Here is an 819-nt window from a genome sequence, read left to right as displayed (position 1 = left end):
CACCATGTTCTATAACAGCCAAAAATTACATTCATATTTGGGATATTTAAGCCCAAATCAATTTGAAAAACAGAGCGATTTTTTAATGAAAGTTGCTTAACTGGGGTGTAACATTTTGGTTGACCACGTCATAAAATTATGGCTCTGCCTGTTGGAGCCTATTAATAGGCTTGGTAAGAAAGAATTTATAGTTTGGAGCGATCCTTTTGCAGAAGGGTTTTATGAAAAAATGGGCTGCGAGAAAATTGGTACCCGTGAATCACCTATGATGCATGGTAGGCACCCAGCACTTTTTAAGTTTTTACTGTAATGCTCTCTTTTGGTAATGGTGCAGATCAGAATATGCTTAACTGGGCTGCGTGGCTCCGTATGCACCATCAAGATCCAAAATGGGCCGTGCATGTTATTCAGGAATCTTCTGCAAACATCATGGATTTTAGCCGATTGCACCAGCTAGCAAGTTACGGTGATAAGGTTATAGCAGGTATTTGTTCGGAGGTTTATACATGGAAGCTCCTTTATATAAGTGTCTTTTTTGTTGAAGAAAAATATCGCAATCAAGGTTTGGGTACAATCTTAATTAACAAAGTTGAAGAAAAAGCAAAACAATTAGGGGTAACATTAGCCCATCTCGATACCTTTGATTTTCAGGCAAAAGATTTTTATCTCAAACATGGATACGAAGTGTTCGGTATTCTGGATGACTGCCCGCAAGGACATAAGCGTTATTATATGAGAAAGATTTTATGAAGAAATATTTTATAGATAGTGCTAGTGGCAGCGGTAAAACAGCTATAATGTCTTATTTAAAAAGAACTT

General features: G+C 37.1%; 2 protein-coding genes. Both read left to right on the top strand.

Translation table 11 applies throughout. The features are described 5' to 3' along the window. Nucleotides 1-100 (top strand): IS3 family transposase (locus tag Lrub_RS15210; RefSeq protein WP_337589123.1); only part of this gene is annotated, 100 nt, incomplete at its 5' end. A 209-nt stretch (nucleotides 101-309) separates the two neighbouring features. Beyond that, the gene (locus tag Lrub_RS07645; RefSeq protein ID WP_237760779.1) at nucleotides 310-750 is read left to right on the top strand and encodes a GNAT family N-acetyltransferase; all 441 of its coding nucleotides are present in this window, start codon (nucleotides 310-312) and stop codon (nucleotides 748-750) included. Nucleotides 751-819 lie beyond the last annotated feature (69 nt).

The organism is Legionella rubrilucens, from assembly GCF_001468125.1.
Classification (GTDB): domain Bacteria; phylum Pseudomonadota; class Gammaproteobacteria; order Legionellales; family Legionellaceae; genus Legionella_C; species Legionella_C rubrilucens.
This window is presented reverse-complemented; position numbering and strand designations above follow the sequence as displayed.